Below are 21,657 nucleotides of genomic sequence, written 5' to 3' on the forward strand. Positions count from 1 at the left end.
TTTTGGTTCAATCGCCATTTTGTCGGAGCCGAAGCGGTGTTAATCTCATTGCACGAAAAGCCGCAAGCAATGTCGATAGCGCATTAATAGCGTCGGCTAATTGAAGCGGGTCGAGGAGCACCTGATGCGATCAGTTCGAACACTCACCACCGCAACGCTGGTCGCTGCCACCGTATTCGGCGGTTTGGGCACGGCATCCATAGCGCGGGCAACAACCAAGGAAGAAGTGGCCGTCAACGGGACGTTCCGCGCCACGTCCATCGGCGATTGGGCCCAGAGGAATGATCAGTACTTCGGCGAGCCGACGGTCGTCCAGACATGGACGATCAGCTCGTCGTGCGTCACGTTTCAGGAATGCCACGGCACGGTGACCAGCGACCAGGGATGGAGCGCGCCCCTATACATGAATGACGGGGAAATGTGGAAGGTCAAGCGCGAGGTGCCCAACTGGGAGCGGTGCGAGGACGGCACCGCGTTCACCGGGCAGCAAACGTTCTATTTCTATCCGGTGAACCAATACGGCGGATATCAACTCGGGTCATCAACCTACGCCGGAAAGGACAAGACGATCGGACCGTCTGGTGCCTGCGGCCAAAATCAGTGGCTTGATATCACGATGCCGTTACGCCTGGACCAGCTGAGCTGACCGGGCGTTCACGCTCACTCTCCCACTAGCCACCGGACCGCTGCGCGGCCAACCGTCGCGGGGCCGCTTCAGGTGGGAAGCATGTCCTGCCACGTCTTGGGCGCCTTCGGGGCAACGAGATCCGACTGCTGGTACAACTTCCCGTCCGGACCGACATAACGACCCGTACGCGGGTCGTACCGGGCGATGGTGACCGACGGCACTGGCTTACCGACCCCACCCCCGAATGCGCTCGGCGCGGCCTGCGGCCCTGCGCCGCCGGCGGTGTCGGGCGGTGCGGCATCGGGAGGCGCGGGCGCCGCGGGCGCGGCGGGTGGCGGCGGAAGGTCCCCGGCCGCAGGGACGTCGAGCGGCGCGATGGGCGGAAGGTCAGCCGACATTCTCGACATGGGCGCCAGCGGAGGTGGTCCCGACGACGGCACGGGCGGTACGGCCGCTCCGACCGTGCCCGGTGGTGGATTTTCTCCCCGGGGCCCCGCCGGTGCGCCGCGCGGCACCGCCCCCGGCGGCAGCGGCGTTCCCTCCACCGGGCCGAAGATTCTGTCGTTGGAAGTAATCCGGTCGTCGGGCGGGACACCCTGGGAGAGCAGGTTCGGATCCAGTGGGTAGGGACCGAGGACGTGCTGGCGCATCGCCAACGGCATGTACGGCTTGTCGCTGTTGCAGATTTCGACGGTGGGCGCGCGCTTGCCCGGGTGGCCCATACAGGGATAGTTGCGGGCACCGCGAACCCCGATCGGCGAATCCTGCGGGAGTTTGCAGTACAGCCCGTCCGGGGTGTCGATGTCGGTGAGGTCGTCCGGGGATCGCCATGTGTTGGGTGGCATGAACCCGACCGTGCAAATCGGCGGATCGTCGATCGTGAGCGCGAAGTCGCCTTGGGCCGTGCCCTCGGGGTGGTTTGGCGCCGCGGCGGCCTGCTCGATGGCAACCGCCGACGGCAGCAAGACCAGCAGCTGCTCCAGCGAGGGGTGATAGGTGACGCCGATCTGACCGATGGTGGTGAGGTTGGCGAGCAGCACCGGCAACGTAGGTTTGATCTGTTGGAGAAGCCGGGACGCTTCGTTGGCAGCCTCGGGACCGTTTTGCAGGATGGTGCGGAAGTGGGAATCGTTGTTCGCCAGCACATCCGAGATGCCGGCGAAACTACGTGCCCACGTCCTGATCGAATCGGTGGTGCGTGCTTGCGTATCCAGAAGTGGCCCAGTGTCTTCCGTAAGGGCTCGGGTGCGATCGACGACGCCGTTGGCGTCGCGGGAAATCGTCTGTGACGAATCGATCAGTGACCCCAGGTCGTAGCCCGAACCGTTGAAGCCGTGGAAGGACTCGTCGAGCAACTGGCCGAGTTTGGTCTTCGGGATGCTTTGGACCAAGGCGTTGAGCTGGTCGAGCATCGGCCCGACCGGCTGCGGAATCGTCGCGTCGCGCACGGAGATGACCGAACCGTCGTGCAGGTAGGGCGGCGAATCGGTCTTGGGCTGCAAGTCCACGTACTGTTCACCCACCGCGGAGACACTGAGCACCTTCGCCGTCAGGTCCGCGGGGACTTTCGGTGAAGTGCTAAGCGACAGCGTCGCTTTCGCGCCGGTCGCCGTCAGGCCCACCGAGGTGACCTTGCCGAGCTGAACCCCTCGGTAGGTCACGTTGGAGAACCGGTACAGGCCGCCGGTGGCCGGCAGCTCTAGCGTCACCGTCATCCGACCGATGCCCAGCAGGGTCGGCGCCTGGATGTAGAAGAGGACCATCGCGATCACGCCGACGGTCCCGGCGATCGCGAAAACCGCCAGCTGGATCCGCACGAAGCGCGTCAGCATCTACCCGCCACCTTCCGTCGGTGCCGTTGCCGGCGGCGGTGTTTGACCAAGAGCCGCGTCGGACTGCGATGCCGCGGCGGGCGGCGGCCCGGGCAGCGGGGCCGCGGCGGGCGGCGGCCCGGGCAGCGGAGCCGTGCCCGGACGAGGCCCGGGGAGCGGCGGCAGCGCATTGGGGTCGACCCACGGTGGCCGCAGGGGGTCGTGCATCGGATCGTGGGTGTACTGCAGGTAATACGGGTCCCCGGGCAGCGGCACCAACGGCTGATCCAGCTGCCCCCAGTGCGTTCCCAGCATCAGTCCTCGCTTGAGCCGTGGAATCGACAGGTCCAGATCGACGTGCAGGTTGAAGTAGTCGCCCCGGACCGCGCGGTCGACGAAGTTCTGGGTGAACGGGAACACGAACGCGGCCGCGATCGCCGTGCCCAACTCCGGCCCGACGTCGGCGAGCGCCTTGATCGTCGGCTCCAGGTTTTGGAGATTCTTGACCAGGTCGGCCTGCGAGTCGTTGATCAACCGGGTGGCGGTGTTGCTGAAGACGCGGAGTTTGTCCAGGGCGGCGGTGAGCCGTGGGCGCTCCTTGACCAGCACATCGAGAGCGGGCGGAATCTTCTGCAGCGCCTGGGTGAGCACGTCGCGCTGGTCGGCGAACGTGGCCGCCAGCCGGTTCAGCGCCTGGATGGAGTCAACGAGGTTGTCCCGCTGATCGTCCAGCGTTCCCACGAACGTGTCGAGGCGAGTGATCAGATCACGTACCGCGCCCTCCCGCCCGGACAGGGCGGCGGAGAAATTGTGGATGATCTCCCCGATCTGCCCCAGCCCCCCGCCGTTGACGACCGCTCCCAGCGACGACAGCGTCTGCTCCGTCGACGGGTAGGCCGACGATCGGCTGAGCGGGATGGTGGCGCCCGGCTGAAGCCGACCGCTGCCCTGCTGGCCAAGCGGCGTATTGAGCTCCACATGCATCGACCCCAGCAGGCTGGTCTGGCCGACGGTGGCCACCACGTTGGCCGGGACGACGACATCGCGCTTCACCGAGATCTCGACGTCGGCGTGCCAGCCGCGCACCCTCATCGCGCCGACACTGCCGACGACGACATCGTCGATCATCACCGGCGAATTCGACTCCATCGTCCCGACATTCGGCAGCTCGACATGGTAGATGTTGGCCCCCGGCCCGCGTCCGACCGCGCCCGGCAGCGGCAGCGAGTTCAGGCCGTGGAAGGCACATCCCGTTGCCGTCAGCACCACGCAACAGCCGACGGCGAACACCCGCCGCGCCGCTACCCGGGCGATCATTGTTGTGGCCCGTCGGCCGGCAGCAGCATGTCTGACGTGCTCTGCGCTGGGGGTGGGGGCGGCGGCATCGGGGTGGACGGCGGGGGCGGCAGCGGCATCGCCGCGCCCGGTATCCGCGCCGGCGGCACTGCCCCCGGCGGTCCAACCGGATCACCGGGCAAGCCGGTGTAGGCCGATACCGCGGGCGGGATCTCGGGTGGTCCGGGTTTCGGGCCCTCGCCGCCGGGCGCCAGCCGCGGTTCGGTGTAGAGGATGTTGGAAGGATCTACCGACTTCTGCAGGAAGATATTGATCGGAATCGGCAGGTTGTTGAAGTTCAGTAGTCGCAGGCCGGGACCGAGGAACAGGGCACACAGCTTCCCCGATTCAACCGCGGTGACGTTCTCGATGGCGCCGATTTGGTCGCAGCCTGGGAAGGACAGCAGAAGCTGGCCCCCCCACGTCGGATTCGCGAAATTCATGATCCCGAACCCGCCCACGATGGTTCCGGTGTCGGCGTTGTAGTCATTGAAGAAGTTGCCGAGCGCGTTCGGCGCCGCGTGCAGGATGTTTTCCAGGTCCATGTGGTGATCGACCAGAGTCTGCGTGACGTCGGCCAGCCGGGCGATCTGCTCGCTGGTCTGGTTGCGCGTCCCGGCGATGAAACGCCGCACTTCGCCGACCGCCGTCGACAGGTCGGTGAGCGCCGCGTCCAGGTCGGACTTGCTGTCGTTGACCACGCTGGTCAGCGTGGCCAGGCGTTCGTTGAACTGCACGATCTGCACGTTGCTGTCGCGCAGCGCGCCGACGAAGGTCTGCAGGTTCTTGATGATGTCGACGATGTTGCCGCTACCGTTGGCGAGGATGCGGCCCACCCCCGACAGCTGACCGAGTGTCTGCCGCAGCTTGTCGCCGTTGCCGTCGAGCGCATTGGCGGCGCTGTCGATGAACCGGCCCACCGACGTGCCCGATACACCACTCTTGGGCCCCAAATCCGTTGCCAGCCGCATCAACTGGGCTTTGACCTCATCCCACTCGACCGGTACTGCGGTCCGTTCAACCGGGATAACTGCCCCGTCCGGCATGACCGGTCCACTATCTCGATAGGCCGGCGAGAGTTGGACGTAGCGGGCAGACACCAGATTCGAGGCGACGATCACCGCCTTCGCGTCCGCCGGAATCGGCACGTCGCGGTCGACCTTGAGGGTCATCTTGGCCTGGGTGCCCTGTGGCTGAATGGATTTGATGTTGCCGACTTTGACACCCGATACGCGCACCTCGTCATTGGGATAGATCGCGGTGGCGGTGGTGAAGTAGGCGGTGATCGTCTTCGGGCCGAAGACCGTATTGCGGACGAGCACGGCTGCGCCGGCAGCGATGAGGCAGACCAGGACAACCGCCCCGAGCGCGGCCACCCTTTTGCGGGGCATACCGGAAATCATTGCGACCCTCCGATCCTGCCGCCCAACGTGCAGGCGGGGCACACCGGAATGCCGTTGTACGGCCAGGGGGTCAGCGACCGAGGTACCGGCGACGGGTAGCCGGGACCGCGAGCCGGGTCGAAGGTGCGGAATCCCCAGAGGTAGTCGAAGATCGGTTGGAAGAGTTGTGGGGCAAGGAAGTTCGGAACGAACGCCTGATAGGCGTACATGCTGGAGATGCCCTCACCGACGGTGATCTGGAATTTCTTGAGACCCGGCAGCGCCTTGCTGATGTTGTCGCGGTTCTTCTCCAGCACCGCAGTCACCGAATTCAGCCTCTCCAGTGTCGGTGCCAGTTTGCTTTCGTTCTCGTGCACCAACGCCGTCAGCTGTTTGGCCACCGCCGACGTGTTGGCCAGGAGGTCCACGATCTCTTGCCGCCGCGCCACCAGCACTTGGAGCAGAGAGTCGGAATTGAGGATGAGCTTGTTGACCTGCTGGCTGCGCTCGGAAAGGATCCCCGTCACGTCGCCGGCGCTCTTGAACAGCTCGCCCAGGTTCTTGTTGCGGCTGTTGAGGGTGCGCGACAACCGGGTGAGTGCGTCGAAGGCCGGCCCCATTTGTGGCGCGATCTGGTCGAGCGTCGCCGCGAGCGTGTCCAACGACTGGTTCAGCGCCGTGGTGTTGGTTCCGGCGGTGTCGGTTGTCAAGTCGCTGACCGCTTCCGTCAGTGAGTACGGAGACGACGTGCGCGAGACGGGAATGAGGGCCATCGGGTGCAACGTGCCGCTGCCGGCGGACTCCACCGTCAGCATCCGTTCACCCAACAGCGTGCCGGTGCGAATGTGCGCGGAAGTCTCCGACCCCAGCAGGATGTTGCCCTTCATCGCGAACGTCACCAAAGCATCGCCGTGGTGCAGCTTCACATCCGACACCGTGCCGACCTTCACGCCCGACACGATCACGGGGTTGCCCGTCGCCAAGCCGCCGGCTTCCGTAAACAGCGCCTGGTACCTGACCATCGTCGCCCACGAGATGAACCGGTCGGGTGACAGGCCTACCAGGATGACCATCACTGCCAGGACGACGCCGATGAGTCCTGCCTTGACGAGCCCAGCTCCGCGATACTTGAGCATCAGGGTTCCGTGCACCTTCCAGCTTCTGACCTAAATATGGGGGCTCTTACCGTCCTGCCCTGAAGATCCGTGCCGCGAAGTGTCAACTGGCACAGGTAGTACGGGATGGTCGCGCCGGCTACGCCGAGTCGAACCAGCTTGCGGTAGTTCTTTGGCGCCTTTCCGAGTGCGGCGTCGAGGCGGTCCTTGTCGTTGTCCAGAATCGGCGCCAGCCGACTCAGCTGATCGATCGTGCCGGACAGCGACGGCCGGGCGCTGCTCAGCAGATCCGCCAGTGAGGCGGTTCCGCTGTCGAGGGCCTCGATGGCGGAGCCGATGGTGTTGCGGTCGTCCGACAGCCCGCTGACAAGCCGTTCGAGGCGATCGATTGCGCCGGAGAACTTGGTGCCGTCCTTGGAGATCGTGCCGATCACGATGTTGAGGTTGTCGATCAGTTGCTGCACGGTCTGATCGTTGTCGGCCAAGGCGTTTGAGAACGACGTCGTCTTGGCGAACAGCGACTCGAGAGTCCCGCCCTGCCCCTGGAAGACCTGTATCAATCCTGAGGTCAGCGCGTTGACGTCACGCGCATTCAGGCCCTGGGTAACGGGTTTCAGTCCGCCGAGTAGCAGATCGAGGTCGAGCGCCGGCGCTGTGCGGTTGACGGGGATCTGACCGCCGGCCGGCAGGTGCTTCGTCGGGCCCGGACCATCGACGAGCTCGAGGTAGCGATCGCCCACCAAGTTCAGGTAGCGCACCGCCGCCCTGGTCCCCTCGGTGAGGACGACGTTGCGGTCGGCGTCGAACTTCACGACAACTTTCTTGTCCGGCTGCAGCGAAACGCTGTTGACAGTGCCGACCCGGATACCGGCGACCCGCACCGACTGCCCCGCCTTGAGACGCGAAACGTCGGTGAACACCGCCGAATACCCGTTGGTCGCACCCGTCCGGTACTGGCCGAAGATGAAGAACAGGAAGGCGGTCAGCATGGCCATCACGACCGTGAAGATGGCGAACTTGATCAGCGTGGCGCGCGTTCTCATCCGGGCATTCCAACCATGGCGGAGTTGCGGGGCGGGCCGGCGATCGGCCCGTACAACAGCTGTTTGAGGAGATCGGAGTTGATCAGCAGCTGCGGGTTTCCGTAGCCCACCGGGTCGGCGCCGATATCTGCAATCAGCTGCTTCGGATGTGTGTTGAACGGCAGGTTCGGCAGACCCATGCACTGGGGGCCGCCCGTCGCCGCAACCTTGGGCAGGTTAGTCGGATACCGATAACGTTCGCCGCCCCACGTGAGGCTCGCCGAGATATTGATGCTCGGCTCCGACAACGGCGGGCCGTGCGCGATGTTGATCATCCCACCGAAACCGCAGGTGAACACCTCGTGGTACTCGTTGGTCAGATCGGTGGTCGGCACCAGCAGATGCAACACATCCGTCAGTGGTTGGCGGTTGGTCGACAACACGTCGTTGCCGATGTCGGCCAGGCCGATCGCGCTGATCAACAACGCATCCAGGTTGTGCTGCTCGTCGACGATCGTCTTGCTGATCCGGGTCGCATTGGCCGCGGTCTTCACCAGGTTCGGCGCCGCGTCGGCGTAGGCGTTGGCCACCACCGGTAGGACAGAGAGGTCATGCCTGAATGCGGGCAGGCTCGGCTCCAGCTTGGCCAGAAACGAATCCAGGTCGCTCAGCGACTGGCCGAGCTGTGGGCCCCGCCCACTGAACGCTTGGGCGAGCGCGCCCAGTGACTCGTTGAGCTTCGGCGGGTCGATGTGCTCGAGGACCGACACCAATTCCTGGAATACCGTGTTGATTTCGACCATGACGTGCTGGCCCTGCAGCGTCTGACCACCGTGCAGCCGCTGGGCCGACGGCTGGGCAGGTTCGACCAGCTGGACGGACTTCGCGCCGAATACCGTCGACGACGCGATGTCGACGAGCACGTTGCTGGGAATGAAGCGCAACTGCGACGGGTCCATCGCCAAGTGGATGGCCGCTTGGCCGTTGGGCAACGACTCGACCGAGGCGACCTTGCCCACCTGCACGCCGCGCATCTTGACCTTGGCTTCCGGGTTCATCACCAGGCCGGCGCGTTGCGAGATCACGGTCACCGGCACGGTTTCGGTGAAGGAGCCCTGAAAAAGACCCACCGCCACGGCGAAAATCAGGCCAATGATGGCGACGGTGAACAGCCCGAGCAGAGGCGGCAGGTAATTCCGTCCCGCCGGCGGCCGTGCGTGGCCGGCGCGCGGAGGACGGCCACCGACCGCACCGCGACCCGCTGGCACACTTTGCGTCACTGCCGTTCCACCTCCTCTGCTAACCGGACAGGTTGAAGTTGCCGTTCGTACCGTAGATAGATAGCGAGACCAACAGCGTTACGGACACCACGACGATGAGCGAGGTGCGCACCGCGTTGCCGGTCGCGTTGCCGACACCCGCCGGTCCCCCCGAAGCGAAATAGCCGTAGTACGTGTGGATCAGCAAGATGGTCAGCGCCATCAAAATGGCCTGCAGGAACGACCACAACAAGTCGATCGGGTTCAGGAACGTGTTGAAGTAGTGCTGGTACAAGCCCTGCGACTGTCCGAGCAAGAATGTCGTGGTGAACTGACTGGCCACGAACGACAGGATCACGGCGATGGCGTACAACGGCGTGATGGCCATCATTCCCGCCAGGATCCTGGTGCTCACCAGGTAGGCAACCGGCCGGATGGCCATGCTCTCCAATGCGTCGACTTCTTCGTTGATCCGCATCGCCCCCAGCTGAGCGGTGACACCGGCGCCGAAGGTGGCCGCCAGGCCGATCCCGGCGACCACCGGTGCCGCGATGCGCACATTGATGAACGCGGACAAAAAGCCCGTCAGCGCCTCGATGCCGATATTGCCCAGCGAGGTGTACCCCTGAATCGCCAGGGTGCCGCCGGCCGCCAGGGTCAGGAAGCCGACGATCACCACGGTTCCGCCGATCATCGCCAAAGTGCCCGCACCCATGCTGATCTCGGCGATCAGTCGAACGACTTCGCGCGTGTAATGCGTGGCCGCGAAGGGCACCCCCGCGAGCGCCTTACCGTAGAACAGGGTGTGGTCGCCGATCCGACCCAACGAGGCGACCGGCCTCTCGAATTGGCGGAATAATCGCGGATATGCGGCCCTCAGCGCCATTGGCAGCCCCTACTTCGCCGTCATCTTGATGCCGATCGCGGTGACGACCACGTTGACGACGAACAGGGACATGAACGCATAGACCACGGTTTCGTTCACCGCGTTGCCTACGGCCTTGGCGCCTCCACCGGTGATCGACAGGCCCCGATAGCAGGCGACCAAGCCGGCGATGAGGCCGAAAAGCGCCGCCTTGACGCACGAAATGATCACCTCGGGCACGCCGGTGAGCAGGGTGATACCCGCCGCGAAGGCGCCGGGATTGACGTCCTGCACAAACACCGAAAAGGCGTAACCGCCAAGGACGCCGATGATGACGACGAGGCTGTTGAGCAAGAAGGCGACCAGGCCCGAAGCCAGCATGCGCGGCGTGACCAACCGTTGCACCGGGTTGATGCCCAGCACCTCCATCGCGTCGATTTCTTCACGAATGGTTCGCGCGCCCAGGTCCGCACACATTGCCGTAGCGCCCGCGCCCGCCACGATCAACACCGTGACCAGCGGTCCGAGCTGGGTGACCGCACCGAAGGCGGCGCCCGCACCGGAGAGATCCGCCGCGCCCAGTTCGCGCAGGAGGATGTTGAGCGTGAAGCTGACGAGGACGGTAAACGGTATCGCCACCAACAAGGTGGGGGCCAGCGACACCCGCGCGACAAACCAGGATTGCTCGAGAAACTCGCGCCACTGGAACGGCCGGCGGAACAAGAACTTGACGGCATCGGCCGACATGGCGAAGAGGGCCCCGACGGCCTGCATGGATCCGGACAGATTCTTGAGTCTCAGCGAGGGCAATCCGGGTGACCAGCGGTCGTTGCTAATTGCCATCGGGCTCAAACCCTTTCCTGAGTTACGAGACCGACAGTCTTGTTCTCGCGTACTGACTGCTGTAGATTCGGTTGAATCGACGGCCATGACGGCGTGCTGACGACGACGAAACGCCCTGTGGGCGACCGGAATCCGGCATCCGCCTCGGGCATGACAGCGCTGTCCATCCTCACGCCAGGACCTCCGTTCTGTCGCGTGAGTTGACGCTCCAACACGTGGGGCCCCATGTGTTGAAGCGTCCGGCGATTATGACTCATGCCGAGTCCGGACGGAATGGAAAACGCATAACCGTTATCCGACAAGCAATCAGCACTCCGCTTAGCCGGGGCGAGTGCGTCGCCACCGCCGCGACGGTCGGCTCGAACATCGACGAGACCTCCGGTCCTAGGTGACGGCGCCGGCCGTCTTGAGCTCGATGATGCGGTCCCAGTCGAGTCCGAGTTCCATCAAGATCTCGTCCGTCTGTTCGGCGAATCCGGGCGCCGGCCCCGTTTGTGGCGCCGCGACGTCGAACTGAACCGGGTTGGCGACCAGGTCGAGCTCGCCGGCGTGCACCATGTATTCGTTCGCCCGAACCTGCGCGTCGTCGGCGGCCTGCAGGGTGTCCTGGACGGGCGCCCAGGGGCCGGCCAGGGTGGCGAAGCGTTCGCTCCACTCGGCCAGCGTGCGGGTTGCGATGGCCTTGGTCAGCATCTCCACTGCCTCCGCCGTGTTGGCGGCGATCTTCTCCACCGTTTCAAAGCGCGGGTCGTCCGCCAGTTCCGGTAGGTCGACGTGCCGGCACACGTCGGCCCAGAACTTGGTTGGCTGCATCATCACGAAGGAGATGTAGCGTCCGTCGGACGTCGTGTACAGCCCCACCAACGGGTTATTCGGGGCACCGTGCACGCCCGGTGGCGGCGACTCCATCCGTTGGCCCAAATGCTTGGTGAGCGCGACCGTGTGTCCCATCGACCACAGCCCGCTGCCCAGCAGCGACACGTCGACGATGGACGGTTCTCCGGTGCGCTCCCGTTTCAGCAGGGCCGCCGCGATGCCACCCGCAAGATTCGTGCCGGAGATGGTGTCGCCGTAAGCGGGTCCGGGCGGCGCGATCATCCCCGGCATTCCCGCCGGCGTGATGGTCGCGGCGGTTCCGGCCCGGCACCAGAAGGCGGTCATGTCGTAGCCGCCCTTGGTGGCCTCCTCGCCGCGCGGGCCGAGCGCGCTTCCGCGCGCGTAGACGATGTTCGGGTTCACCGCCCGGATGTCGTCGACGTCGATCCCGAACTTCTGGCGCGCGTCGGGCAGGAAGCTGGTGAGGAACACATCCGACCGGCGGGCCAGCTCGTAGAGCACTTCCTTGCCCTCGGGCACCGACATGTCCAGGCCGATGCTGCGCTTGCCGCGGTTCGCGTGTTCGATGTTGGGGTTGGGGTCGCCGTCGACGCGCAGCATGCCGGTCTGCCGGAGACCGCGTTGGGGGTCCCCGGTCACCGCGTGTTCGACCTTGACGACGTCGGCGCCCCACTCGGCGAGCACGGCACCCGCCGACGGGACGAACCCGTACATGGCGACTTCCAGGACGCGGATACCCTCGAGCGGCCTCACGCCGGGGCTCCCGGCGCCGGCACGGCAAACGTTTTGCGCTCCAGGAACTCCTCCAGCCCGGCCACACCCATCTCGCGCCCCACCCCCGATTGCTTGAAGCCCCCGAACGGGCTGTCCGCACCGAAGTAGTTGCCGCCGTTGATCGAGAAGGAGCCGGCCCGGATCCGGCGCGCCACCGCGAGCGCCCGGTCCTGGTCACGGCTGAAGACGGCACCCGCGAGTCCGTAGATCGAGTTGTTGGCGATGCGCACCGCGTCGTCGTCATCGTCGAACGCGATCACGACTAACACCGGCCCGAAGATCTCCTCCTGCGCGATCTCGCTGTCGGGATCGACGTTGGTGAGCAGCGTCGGCGCATAGAAGTAGCCCGGGTCCAGCCGCTTGCCACCGGTGACCAGGGTCGCGCCCGCGGCGACGGCCCGCTGGACCATGCCGTCGACCTTGTCGCGCTGGCGCTCGTTGATCAGCGGGCCCATATAGGTTTTCGGATCCGCCGGGTCGCCGTGGCGGACGTGGGCGAAGTTCTGCGCGATCAGTTCGACGATCTCGTCGTGGTGCGACCTCGGCACCAGCAGCCGCGATGTCAAAGCGCACCCCTGCCCCGCGTGGGTCACCATGCTGAACGCCGCGAACGTCGCCGCGCCGGCGAAGTCGGCGTCGTCGAGCATGATGGCCGCCGACTTGCCACCCAGCTCCAGGAAGACGCGCTTGACTGTCCCGCTCGCGGCGGCCATGATCTTGCGCCCGACGGCCGTTGATCCGGTGAAGGTGACGACGTCGACGTCGGGACTGGTGGTCAGCGCCTCGCCCGCCCCGGGACCCGAGGAGCTGAGCACGTTCACCACGCCGTCGGGCATGTCGGTGTGATTCGCGATCAGCTCACCGAGCGCCAGCGTGACCAGCGGCGTGTCCGGCGCGCCCTTGAGGACCACCGTGCACCCGGCGGCCAGCGCGGGGGCCAGCTTCGCCAACGCCAGCTGGTTCGGGTAGTTGTAGGCGATGATCGCCGCGACCACCCCGGCGGCCTCCTTTTCGACCCAGCGGTGATGCAGCATCCCCCGCGATTCCTTCTCGCCGAGGTCCTCGGAGAACCGGTAGCTGCGAAGCAGGTCCGCGTAGAAGCGCACGATGCCGATCGGCTCGTCGAGCTGAGCGCCCTGGGTGAGCGCGCGCGTGGCGCCGACTTCGGCGATGGTCAGCTCGCGCAATTCGTCGGCGTGGTCGACCAGCGCCCGATGCAATTGGTCGAGGCAGCGGATGCGCAACTCGACGTCGGTCGGCCAGTCGGTGGTGTCGAACGCATCGCGGGCCGCCGCGATCGCCGCTTCGGCCTCACCGACACCGGCATCCGGGGCATGCCCGATGACCGCGCCGTTGGCCGGATTGATCGAGGGGAAAGTGTTGCCGGTGGTGACCAGCCGGCCACCGATCAGCAGTCGGCGGTCGACGTGTGACTCAGGCGCGGCATCCGCGATGGTCACTGCGGTCGCAGTGGCGGCCTCCGCCGTGTCCTGGGCAGGCATTCCGAACTCCCTAACGTGGTGACGGTCACGATAATTTCATTCTCTTCCCCGGCGAATCTTACATTCGAGTCTCGATAATTCAAGAAACTCTCAGGAATGCGGGCGGGCCGCTGACCAGCGACGCAAACGCCGGCGGGGCGCCGCGCCGAGTAGTTTGACGCAGGCCGAACAGGGTTTCCAGAGCATCTTGCGACCCGCTCCGGCGTGAGAGTAAGGTTCTCATAATTGTAAGCGTGATTCTTTGTGACTGAGACGGTCACCCGTTGAGCAGAGGTCTGACGTGAAGACTGCGGTGGTCACCGGTGGCGGATCGGGCATCGGTCTTGCCGTCGCACAACGTCTGCGCGCAGACGGTCTCGACGTCGCCACGATCGACCTCCGGCCGTCGGACGACGACCACTCCTTCACCGCCGACGTCACCGATCGGCCGCAGGTGGATGCGGCCTTCGCGGCGATCCGCGCCGAGCTCGGGCCCGTCACGGTCCTCGTCAACGCGGCGGGCCTGGACGGATTCAAGCGCTTCAACAACATCACGTTCGAGGACTGGCAGCGGGTGATCGACGTCAACCTCAACGGGGTCTTCCACACGATTCAGGCGGTGTTGCCCGACATGATCGAGGCGAAGTGGGGACGGATCGTCAACATCTCTTCGTCGAGCACGCATTCCGGGGCGCCCTATATGAGCCACTACGTGGCGGCCAAGTCCGCGGTCAACGGGCTCACCAAATCGCTGGCACTCGAGTACGGCCCCGCCGGCATCACGGTCAACGCCGTTCCGCCGGGCTTCATCGACACCCCCATGTTGCGCGCCGCGGCGAAGAACGGCTTCCTGGGCGACATCGACGAGACCATCGCGCGGACCCCGGTGCGCCGGATGGGTAAGCCGGAAGACATCGCGGCGGCATGCGCCTTCCTGGTGTCCGACGAGGCCGGCTACATCACCGGTCAGCTATTGGGTGTCAACGGCGGTCGCAACACCTGAGACGTCGCGACGGCCTTCGGCGACCATTTGGAAGGAGAACCGGTGGGAGACGGCGCACACGTGCGCGTGCAGGGCAAGGTCGCCTTCGTGACCGGCGCGGCGCGCGGCCAGGGCCGCAGCCACGCGGTGCGATTGGCTGAGGAAGGCGCCGACATCATCGCCACCGGATCCACTGCGGCGCTGATGGATACCGGCAAGAAGGACGTCCCGGGTAACGATCCGGGCGGCATGGCCTACACGCACTCCAAGCGCGCGATCGCGCACTACGTGCACGACCTGGCAACCGAGCTGGCGCCGTTGGGAATTCGCGCCAACGTCGTTCACCCACGAACACGAACACCCCGATCCTGCAGAGCGACCCGATGTACCGCTCGTTCCGCCCGGACTTCGAACACCCGACCCGGGCGGATGCCGAGCCCGTCTTCGGCGTGCAACAGGCGACGAGGATTCCCTACGTCGAACCGGAAGACACCAGCAACGCCGTGCTGTGGCCGGCGTCCGACGAGGCCAGGTACGTCACCGGCATGCAGCTGCGAGTCGACGCCGGCGGCTATCTGAAGTAGCGCCCCAACTCGAGCCCCACAACGAACCACGCAAGGAGACACCGTGAAGGTCTGGGTTGATCCAGAGCGCTGCCAGGGTCATACCCTGTGCGCGATGATCGCGCCGGAGTCGTTTCAGCTCAGCGACATTGACGGAAGTTCGTCCGCAGTCGACGAAGTGGTGCCCGCCGATCGGCAGGACCAGGTTCGTGAAGCCGCCCAATCCTGCCCGGAGCAGGCCATCATCATCACCGAAGACGCCTGAACGGTGCCCGGGTTGACCGACGAAATATGCAGGGAGACAGAGCTTTGAGTGTCGACGACGTCGTCAGCGACAGCGACCGCAAAAAGAACCAGTACCACTTCGATCGGCATTCCGCGGAGTACCGGTCGCAGTTCACGGCAATCACCAAGGAGATGCACGCCAAGTGCCCGATGGCGTGGAGTGACACCTATGGCGGCCATTGGGTGGCGGCCGGCAGCCACGAGGTCTTCGAGCTGGCCCGCTGCCCCGCCGTGTCCAACGACCACGACCTCCACGGCGAACGCCGTGGCTACAAGGGCATTTCGATCCCCACCGCCAGCCGCGTCAGCGCGGTGCGCGGCGGCATCCTGGAGATGGATGACCCCGAGCACCGCATCTACCGCACCGTGCTCAACCCTTACCTGTCGCCGGCCGCGGTCAAGCGCTGGGAGCCGTTCATCGACGACGTGACACGCGCCTGCCTCGACGAAAAGATCGAGGGGGGCGGCATCGACTTCGTCGACGACTTGGCCAACATCGTTCCGGCCGTCCTGACTTTGGCGATGATGGGCATCCCGCTGAAGAAGTGGAACATGTACAGCGAGCCGGTCCATGCCGCGGTGTACACGCCCGAACACTCCCCCGACATCGAGCGCGTCACCGAAATGCACAAGCAGATGGGCCTCGACATGGTGAACAACATGCTCGAGATCCGCGAGAATCCGCGGCCGGGAATCGTGAATGCCCTGCTGCAGATGCGCATCGACGGGGAGCCGGCGCCGGACTTGGAAATCCTGGGCAACCTCGGCCTGGTGATCGGCGGCGGGTTCGACACCACGACCGCCCTGACCGCCCATTCGTTGGAGTGGCTCTCCGAGCATCCCGAACAACGGGACCTGCTCAGCAGGGAACGCAAAACGCTGCTCGACGCCGCGACCGAGGAGTTCTTGCGTTACTTCACACCGGCCCCTGGCGACGGTCGGACGTTCTCCGACGACGTCGAGCTCGACGGCACCCGGTTCAAAGAGGGCGAGCGGCTGTGGATCTCGTGGGCGATGGCCAACCGCGACCCCGCGGTGTTCCACGACCCTGACGAGATCGTCCTCGATCGTAAAGGCAACCGGCACTTCAGCTTCGGGCTCGGTGTGCACCGGTGCGCCGGGTCGAACGTGGCTCGCACCGTGTTCAAGTCCATGCTCACCGCGGTGCTCGACCGGATGCCGGACTATCGCTGCGACCCCGAGGGCACCATCCACTATGAGACCATCGGCGTCATCCAGGGCATGCGCAAGCTGCCGGCCACCTTCACCCCCGGCCGCAGGATCGGGGCAGGCCTGGACGAGACGCTGGAGAAGCTGCAGCGCATCGTTGACGAGCAGGAACTCGCCAGGCCGATCACCGAACGCAAGGAAGCCGCCGTCATCGACTGACATCCGGCGTCGCCAGGTGCGAGGAGGCTGTCGTTGACTGGGCCAATTTTTCCGAGTATGCCTGTTCAGCGCGGCCGCGCTCTATATTCAGGCCAGGCGCGTGCGCAGAGACGGGAGACTCATCGGTGAAGACTTTCGCAATAGGCCTTGCGCTTGCCACGGCCGCGCTGACTGCCACGCCGACCGCCCACGCGGACGTCCAGGTCGGCAACTACAGGGTGGACACCAACCGGGACCCGGGCCACAGCTGGATTTGGGCGATCCGGCCGTGCAGATATGATCAAGGGCCGGAATGCCTGACCGTCCAAGCGATTGCGCAACCCAACGGGCAGGCGGCGCCCTGGAAGGCGGACGCTCACCTGACCAACGGCCGCTACATCATGGCCGTTGACGTGCCCGACGGTGTGCGCTGCGTGGTCCAGTTCTTTCCCTCGCATGACGTTTACTCCTGGGATCCGGTCACGCTGGCGGGTCAGGTGGACTCGACGTTCGACACGGGTTGCGGTGGCGGACCCGGGGGTACCGCCAGTTACCCGTTCTCGCTCGTGCGATGGTAGCCGCGACCGGGAGTCAGTCGATCATGAAAGTGACGGACAGTAAGCGCGATGGCTGAGGCGAAGGAACCGCAAGATTCGGCCACCTCCAAAGCCGACGTGCAGGCGTTGCTCGAGGAGGCCGAGGCGGAAGCGGCCGAGGCCGAAGCCCTGGCGGCCGCGGCGCGTGCGCGCGCCCGTGCCGCCCGGCTCCGTCGTGAAGCGCAGGCCCAAACGGAGAAGGACGCCGAGGTCAAGACCGCCGAGGCGGCCCCGGATGCCGACGAGGACGCGACCGGCACCGCCGAAGCTGAAACCAAAGACGACGTCACCGACACCGTCGAGGCAACCGACGAGGAAGCGGAGACCGAGGAAGAAGTCCCCGAGGAGTCCACCGAGAACGCAGAGCCGGAATCCACGCCCGCCCGCTCCCGGCGACGCCTGCGGTTGCCGCCGTTGTCCGTGACATGGAAAGCGGCCGCCATCATCCTCATCTGTGCCTTCGCCGCGGCCAGCGGATACATGATCTGGGAACGCCACGAAACCACCGACCGCAACCAGCGCACCGCGAACTTCATCGCGGGCGCCAGACAGGGTGTCGTCAACATGTTTTCGATGGACTTCAACCGGGCCAAGGAGGACGTCCAGAGGGTGATCGACAGCTCGACCGGCCAGTTCAGGGACGACTTCCAGCAGCGCGCAAAAGATTTCACGACCGTTGTCGAGCAGTCCAAAGTGGTCACCCAGGGCACCGTGAACGCGGCGGCCGTCCAATCCATCGACGGGAATTCCGCGTTGGTACTCGTCGCGGCGTCATCGCGGATCAGCAACGCCGCGGGCGCCAAAGACGAACCGCGCAATTGGCGGCTCAAGGTGACCGTCACAGACGACGGCGGGCAATACAAGATGTCCAAGCTGGAGTTCGTTCCATGAGCGAGGACGACCGCGGCATCGACGTCGCCGACGACTCTCCCGAACAGACCGAACGCACTGGACCCCGCCCGGCTCGCGCGGGGCGCAAGGTGAAAGTCGTTCCCGTCGCCCTGATTTTGCTCCTGCTGATCTCCGGTGGCGCGGCGACGTGGCTGTACTTCACGCAGTACCGGCCAGACAAGCAAACCGACGCCGGCGTCGCGAACTCGGTGATCACTGCGGCGTCCGACGGAACCGTCGCGTTGCTGTCCTACTCGCCGGATTCACTCGACAAAGACTTCGCAGCCGCAAAGTCGCACTTGTCGGGAGATTTCCTGTCGTACTACAACCAGTTCACCGAGCAGATCGTCGCACCCGCGGCCAAACAGAAGTCACTGAAAACCAGCGCTCGGGTGTTGGGGGCCGCGGTTTCGGAACTCCACCCGAATTCGGCCGTCGTGCTGGTGCTGGTCGACCAGAGCACCACGAGCAAGGACAACCCGGAACCCGCGATGGCTTCCAGCAGCGTGCTGGTGAGTTTGACCCGCGTCAACGGCGCTTGGCTGATCTCCAAATTCGACCCGGTATAGCGACTCGGTTCACCCGCCGGGCGTGAAGCCGGCCGGCACTCGACAGGGAGCTAACCCCGCGGCAAGCCGAGCACGCGTTGGGCGATGATGTTGCGCTGGATCTCGGAGGTGCCCCCGGCGATCGTCCCCGAAAAGCTGCGGGCATAACGCTCGAACCAACTCGCGAAATAATGGTCGAGGTTCATGTGCGCATAGGGGCCGGTCAGGCCCGGCTGAATGAGCCCGTCGGCTCCCGCCGATGTCAGCGCGATCTCCATCGCACGCAGCTCGGCCTCGGACCCGAGCAGTTTGAGCACCGAGATCGCCGCCACGTCGTCTTCGCCGCGCGCCGCGCGGGCCAAGGCCACCGAGCCCAGCAGGCGCAGCGCCTGCTTGTCCATGATGGTGGTCGCGTACTGGTCGCGCTCGACCTCGGTGCCGGGATGGAAGTCGTCGATCATGTTGTCGAGTCGATCGGCGAAGCCCAGCCACATCATCGTGCGTTCGTGCCCCAGCGACCCGTTGGCGACCCGCCATCCCTGGTCGAGCTCGCCGACCAGATTCTCCGCCGGCACCCGGGCGTCGGTGAAGAACACCTCGTTGAAGTCCAGGTCGTCGGCGCCGCAGATCGACGGAAACGGCCGGCGCACGACTCCCGGGGTGTCGGTGGGGATGATCAGCACGCTGATTCCCTTGTGCTTGGGCGCATCCGGATTGGTGCGCACAAAAGTCAGCAAGACGTCGGCGTCGTGGGCGCCCGACGTCCACACCTTCTGCCCGTTGACCACGAAGTGATCCCCGTCGAGCACGGCGCGGGTGCGTAACGACGCCAGGTCCGAACCCGCGCTGGGTTCACTCATTCCCAGCGATGCGGTGATCTCAGCCCGCAGGATCGGCACCGCCCAGCGCCACTTCTGTTCCTCGCTGCCGAACGACAACAGCGACGCCGCAACGATGTTCACGCCCTGCGGATTGAAGCTGTGGTAGATCCGGCGGCGGCTGAGCTCCTCTAGATAGACGAACTGCTGAATGACCGACGCGTTGCGGCCGCCGAATTCCGGTGGCTGGCTCGGCAGCAGCCAGCCGTTGTCGAACAGCAGCCGTTGCCAGTCGCGCGCCCACTGCGGCATGTGGGAGACCGACCGGGGGCGCTCCAGCGTTTCGCTTGCGTCAGGCAGGTTTTCGTCGAGGAATGCCGCGAACTCCGCGCGGAACGCCTCGACGTCGGAATCAAAAGTCAGCTGCACGGTATTCCTCCGCGATGCGCGCCCGGTGCTCGGCCGCGCCGCCGAGCATCAACTCACCGGCCTTGGCGCGCTTCAGCGCGAACTGCAGATCGTTCTCCCACGTGAACCCCATTGCGCCATGGAGCTGTAACCCGTGCCGGAATACCAGCGACTGGCATTCCCCCGCCGAAGCCTTGGCCATCGCCGCGGCGAGCCGGCGACGGGGATCGTCGGCGGCGATCGTCAGCGCAGCGAAATACGCCAGGGCCCGGGCCCGTTCGACCGCGACGTGCATGTCCGCGGCCTTGTGCTGGACGGCCTGGAACGAGCCGATCGGCACACCGAATTGCTGACGGCTGCGGACGTGTTCGAGCGCCAGATCAAGGATGCGCTGGCACGCGCCGACCATGGTGATCGCCATGCCCGTCAATGCCATGTGGTGCGCGCGCTCCCGGTCGACGGTGAGCCGGGCGCTGTCGGGCACCCGGACTTCGCAGAACGACAGGTCGGCCACGTGCAAGACGGGATCGAAGACCGCCGTGCGCCGCGCCGACACCAGGTTCGCCGCGATGGCGAACACCCCGGCGTCGGTCACCACCGCCAGGCGATCGACGCGGTCGCCGTCGAGCACGTGCCGTGCGGTGCCGTCCAACACCCAGCCCTCGGCGTCCCGGTGTGCCGCCACCCGCCGTAAACGGCGGTACCCGATTCGTGCGGGTCGAACTGGTCACCCACCAGCGGGGCGAACTGGCTCATCGTGGCAAGAAAGGGGGTGGGGTCGGTCGCGTGGCCCAGTTCTTCGAGCACGATGCCCAATTCGACGGCGCTGGCGGGATCGTTCAGCTCGGTCCAGCCCTGGTCCACATACGACTTCCACAAGGGGCTGGGGTCGACGCCGTCTTCGGCCACGCTGCGCACCAACGCCGGTGGGCACTGCTTGGCGACGGCGTCGCGTACGGTCTTCTGCCACAGCCGCTGATCGGCATCGAACTCCAACAGCATGAAGGGCCGCCTCCTGTCGTCACCGCCTTTGCGAGAATAACATTCTCCAACACGGAAGCGATAATCTCGAAAACCGGTTATGGGGTACCCAAGCGCTAGATCGTGGCCACCAGCTCGTCGGCCGGCTCGCCCCAGCGATCGAGGTTGACGAACTGGGCAAGCGGCCGTCGGCGCAGCGGCCCGTGCCTGCCCTTGGGCCACCCGACCACGACGTGCCCGGCGATCAGCCAGTCGTCCGGTACGCCGATCGCCTCCCGCAGCAGCCGCTCACCGCCATAAGACGCCCAGCTGGTGAGGCATGCCCCGAGCCCCTGGGCGCGCGCGGCCAGCAGAAAGTTCTGCATGGCGGGAAAGATCGACCCGCCGAGCAAGAGCTCGGACGCCGTCGGATAGTGCTGCTGGGCAAACAAGACGGAGGTGAACTCGCCGGCGCGGTCGTGCAATTCGTAGGTCGCGCGGTAGGTGCGGGCACGCCGACTGCTGTCTTCGGCGGCGGGGCGGGCCATGCCGTAGACGGGTTCGATCACTTGCAGCGCCTGGGCCGCCGCCTTGGCCACCACCGCGCGCTGCTCGGGCGACCGCAGCACGACAAAACGCCAGCCCTGTGCGTTGGCGCCGGACGGCGCCCACCTGGCCGCGTCCAGGCACCGCGCCAGCGAAGCGTCGTCGACCGGCTGGTCGGTGAAGCGCCGGATCGTCCGCGCGGTCGACATCACTTCCCACACGTCGCTGCTCGCTCGGGTCATGGCTGCTCCTTGGCAATTTTCGTTGCGGCACAGACTGATTCGGCGCCAGCGGAGTCGGATGGGCGTCCGGCGCGAGCCAGGGGAACGATCTTCAGAGC

20 protein-coding genes and 2 pseudogenes are annotated in these 21,657 nt (G+C 65.7%); 9 read left to right on the top strand and 13 right to left on the bottom strand.

The features are described from left to right. Nucleotides 1–124: 124 nt before the first annotated feature. Entirely contained in the window at nt 125–646 is a 522-nt protein-coding gene (locus G6N37_RS15635; RefSeq protein ID WP_163685089.1) for an Rv2253/PknI dimerization domain-containing protein, read from the top strand. Between the two features lie 68 nt (nt 647–714). On the opposite strand, the gene G6N37_RS15640 is transcribed toward G6N37_RS15635, so the two are convergent. The 10 genes from G6N37_RS15640 to G6N37_RS15685 all read right to left on the bottom strand — a co-directional run bounded on the left by G6N37_RS15640 (nt 715) and on the right by G6N37_RS15685 (nt 13,373). After that, complete coding sequence (locus tag G6N37_RS15640) at nt 715–2,460, bottom strand: MCE family protein (protein WP_163681673.1); 1,746 nt, start codon at nt 2,458–2,460, stop codon at nt 715–717. After that, nucleotides 2,461–3,756, bottom strand: a complete 1,296-nt coding sequence (locus G6N37_RS15645; RefSeq protein WP_163681675.1) for an MCE family protein — start codon at nt 3,754–3,756, stop codon at nt 2,461–2,463. Further along, entirely contained in the window at nt 3,753–5,177 is a 1,425-nt protein-coding gene (locus tag G6N37_RS15650; protein WP_163681676.1) for an MCE family protein, read from the bottom strand. Before G6N37_RS15650 ends, G6N37_RS15645 begins: the two co-directional genes overlap by 4 nt. Next, nucleotides 5,174–6,292 carry an MCE family protein gene (locus G6N37_RS15655; RefSeq protein WP_163681679.1) on the bottom strand — a complete coding sequence of 373 codons (1,119 nt, stop codon included), beginning with the start codon at nt 6,290–6,292 and terminating at the stop codon, nt 5,174–5,176. Before G6N37_RS15655 ends, G6N37_RS15650 begins: the two co-directional genes overlap by 4 nt. After that, a complete protein-coding gene (locus G6N37_RS15660) occupies nt 6,292–7,314 on the bottom strand; it encodes an MCE family protein (protein WP_163681681.1) in 1,023 nt (340 codons plus the stop codon). The genes G6N37_RS15655 and G6N37_RS15660 overlap by 1 nt, the downstream gene beginning before the upstream one ends. Continuing rightward, nucleotides 7,311–8,573, bottom strand: coding sequence for an MCE family protein (locus G6N37_RS15665; protein ID WP_163681683.1), 1,263 nt, complete (start codon nt 8,571–8,573; stop codon nt 7,311–7,313). The genes G6N37_RS15660 and G6N37_RS15665 overlap by 4 nt, the downstream gene beginning before the upstream one ends. Nucleotides 8,574–8,592: 19 nt before the next feature. Next, nucleotides 8,593–9,438 (bottom strand): ABC transporter permease, encoded by an 846-nt coding sequence (locus tag G6N37_RS15670; RefSeq protein ID WP_163681684.1) that lies wholly within the window; start codon nt 9,436–9,438, stop codon nt 8,593–8,595. Between the two features lie 9 nt (nt 9,439–9,447). Continuing rightward, nucleotides 9,448–10,260: an MlaE family ABC transporter permease gene (locus G6N37_RS15675; RefSeq protein WP_163685091.1), complete on the bottom strand. Its 813-nt coding sequence runs from the start codon at nt 10,258–10,260 to the stop codon at nt 9,448–9,450. A 384-nt stretch (nt 10,261–10,644) separates the two neighbouring features. Beyond that, the gene (locus G6N37_RS15680; RefSeq protein WP_163681687.1) at nt 10,645–11,850 is read right to left on the bottom strand and encodes a CaiB/BaiF CoA transferase family protein; all 1,206 of its coding nucleotides are present in this window, start codon (nt 11,848–11,850) and stop codon (nt 10,645–10,647) included. Further along, nucleotides 11,847–13,373: an aldehyde dehydrogenase family protein gene (locus tag G6N37_RS15685; protein ID WP_167527389.1), complete on the bottom strand. Its 1,527-nt coding sequence runs from the start codon at nt 13,371–13,373 to the stop codon at nt 11,847–11,849. The genes G6N37_RS15680 and G6N37_RS15685 overlap by 4 nt, the downstream gene beginning before the upstream one ends. A gap of 280 nt (nt 13,374–13,653) precedes the next feature. Between G6N37_RS15685 and G6N37_RS15690 the strand changes: the two genes are divergently transcribed. From G6N37_RS15690 to G6N37_RS15720, 8 genes and pseudogenes are all read left to right on the top strand, one after another. Further along, nucleotides 13,654–14,355 carry an SDR family NAD(P)-dependent oxidoreductase gene (locus G6N37_RS15690; RefSeq protein WP_163681689.1) on the top strand — a complete coding sequence of 234 codons (702 nt, stop codon included), beginning with the start codon at nt 13,654–13,656 and terminating at the stop codon, nt 14,353–14,355. Nucleotides 14,356–14,415: 60 nt separating this feature from the next. Further along, nucleotides 14,416–14,517 (top strand): annotated as a pseudogene (locus G6N37_RS26280) (SDR family mycofactocin-dependent oxidoreductase); the annotation flags it as partial. A gap of 200 nt (nt 14,518–14,717) precedes the next feature. After that, on the top strand, nt 14,718–14,918 hold the full coding sequence (locus G6N37_RS26285) for a hypothetical protein (protein WP_232075626.1): 201 nt from the start codon (nt 14,718–14,720) through the stop codon (nt 14,916–14,918). A 43-nt stretch (nt 14,919–14,961) separates the two neighbouring features. Continuing rightward, nucleotides 14,962–15,162 carry a ferredoxin gene (locus G6N37_RS15700; RefSeq protein ID WP_085242381.1) on the top strand — a complete coding sequence of 67 codons (201 nt, stop codon included), beginning with the start codon at nt 14,962–14,964 and terminating at the stop codon, nt 15,160–15,162. Nucleotides 15,163–15,206: 44 nt separating this feature from the next. After that, nucleotides 15,207–16,571 carry a cytochrome P450 gene (locus G6N37_RS15705; protein ID WP_163681691.1) on the top strand — a complete coding sequence of 455 codons (1,365 nt, stop codon included), beginning with the start codon at nt 15,207–15,209 and terminating at the stop codon, nt 16,569–16,571. A 140-nt stretch (nt 16,572–16,711) separates the two neighbouring features. Continuing rightward, nucleotides 16,712–17,128: a hypothetical protein gene (locus tag G6N37_RS15710; RefSeq protein ID WP_163685095.1), complete on the top strand. Its 417-nt coding sequence runs from the start codon at nt 16,712–16,714 to the stop codon at nt 17,126–17,128. A 48-nt stretch (nt 17,129–17,176) separates the two neighbouring features. Next, complete coding sequence (locus tag G6N37_RS15715) at nt 17,177–18,037, top strand: hypothetical protein (RefSeq protein ID WP_163681693.1); 861 nt, start codon at nt 17,177–17,179, stop codon at nt 18,035–18,037. Beyond that, a complete protein-coding gene (locus G6N37_RS15720; protein WP_163681696.1) occupies nt 18,034–18,606 on the top strand; it encodes a hypothetical protein in 573 nt (190 codons plus the stop codon). The genes G6N37_RS15715 and G6N37_RS15720 overlap by 4 nt, the downstream gene beginning before the upstream one ends. 50 nt (nt 18,607–18,656) lie before the next feature. Here G6N37_RS15720 and G6N37_RS15725 read toward each other — a convergent pair whose 3' ends face one another. The 3 genes and pseudogenes from G6N37_RS15725 to G6N37_RS15735 form a co-directional block, all read right to left on the bottom strand. Continuing rightward, a complete protein-coding gene (locus G6N37_RS15725; RefSeq protein WP_163681699.1) occupies nt 18,657–19,832 on the bottom strand; it encodes an acyl-CoA dehydrogenase family protein in 1,176 nt (391 codons plus the stop codon). After that, a pseudogene (locus G6N37_RS15730) lies at nt 19,816–20,813 on the bottom strand (acyl-CoA dehydrogenase family protein). Before G6N37_RS15730 ends, G6N37_RS15725 begins: the two are co-directional and overlap by 17 nt. A gap of 95 nt (nt 20,814–20,908) precedes the next feature. Then, a complete protein-coding gene (locus G6N37_RS15735; protein WP_163681701.1) occupies nt 20,909–21,559 on the bottom strand; it encodes a nitroreductase family protein in 651 nt (216 codons plus the stop codon). Nucleotides 21,560–21,657 lie beyond the last annotated feature (98 nt).

Origin of the sequence: Mycobacterium seoulense, from assembly GCF_010731595.1 — a bacterium.
Classification (GTDB): Bacteria; Actinomycetota; Actinomycetes; order Mycobacteriales; family Mycobacteriaceae; genus Mycobacterium; species Mycobacterium seoulense.